The organism is Vibrio sp. Vb1554, assembly GCF_033344235.1.
This window is the reverse complement of sequence record NZ_JAWPOJ010000244.1, coordinates 1-1274: the sequence shown is the minus strand read 5'-3', so window position 1 is coordinate 1274 and position 1274 is coordinate 1. Positions and strand designations below refer to the sequence as shown.

The following is a 1274-nucleotide window of genomic DNA, read 5'->3' as shown; positions in this document are numbered from 1 at the left end:
TATATGGCGATTGTTGTTTCAAGTCTCGTCAGTTCTAACATTGATCATCAGGTAAACAAAAATGGATAAACAATCGGAAAGAAATGAAAGTAAGCTTTTCATCAGTAACATGGTGGAATCAGCGATACGTATTGGCTTGATCTTCGTATTGCTGATGTTTACGTACGACATCATCAGGCCATTCATCCTTCCAGTGATTTGGGGTGCCATCATCGCGGTAGCGCTACTACCACTGACCAAAAAACTGCAACGCGCTTACGGCGGTAGACGCGGCTTGGCTGCCACGACAATCGCACTGCTGGGTATCGCCCTGCTGGTAACGCCACTAGTGATGGTGTCGGGCTCTATCGTGGATGGTGCAACACACGCGTTGGACGTACTGCAAAATGGTCAGGTGAAAATCCCTGGACCTAAAGCTTCTGTTGCTGATTGGCCTCTTGTGGGTGACAAACTTTATGAATTATGGACGCTCTTTGCGACTAACTTAGAGCAAGCAATACAAACCTTTATGCCACAAATCAAGTCAGCATTAACCTCTTTGCTTGGCATGGTTGGCGGCGTGTTAGGTAGCTTGTTGCTGTCTATCTTGTCACTGGCTATCGCTGCTGGCTTTATGACGTATTCAGAGTCGTTGGCATCGGGCCTGCAAACTATCGCGATCCGTACCGCTGGCGAAAACGCGAAAAGCTGGACAACGCTTATCGCCGCGACCATTAAAAGCGTGCTGCTGGGCGTAGTTGGTGTGGCTGCGATTCAAGCGCTATTGATCGGTGCTGGCTTCTTTGTATTTGGCGTTCCTGCTGCTGGTTTGCTCACTCTGATTCTGATGATTTTGTGTATCGCTCAGCTTCCTGCGCTGCTTGCCGTATTGCCAGTGATTGGCTACATGTACATGACGCAAGACAGCACAACCGCGACCATGTTTACCGTGTGGGCGGTTGTCGGTGCGCTGTCTGAGAACTTACTAAAACCAATGTTTATGGGCCGAGGTGTAGACGTACCAATGCCTGTGATTCTGCTTGGGGCCATCGGCGGTATGCTTTTCTACGGCATCGTTGGCCTGTTCCTAGGTGCGGTTATTCTGGCGATTTGGTATGAGTTGTTCGTTTGGTGGTTGAGCATCGAGAAAGCACAGCAGCAAGAAGAAATGGCTGAACTCAAAGAAGAAGAGGAACAAACAGAATCTGGACATGGTGCCGGTATTTAAATTACCAAGGTAATACCTTCTCATTGACCGAATAAAATAAACCGTTGCCCTGCAGCGGTTTGTTTCT

Annotated in this window: 1 protein-coding gene; it reads left to right on the top strand. The window is 48.4% G+C overall.

What is annotated here, in order from left to right; genetic code table 11:
• Positions 1–61: 61 nt before the first annotated feature.
• A complete protein-coding gene (locus R8N28_RS25330) occupies positions 62–1207 on the top strand; it encodes an AI-2E family transporter (protein ID WP_318183675.1) in 1146 nt (381 codons plus the stop codon).
• The last annotated feature ends 67 nt before the right edge of the window (positions 1208–1274 follow it).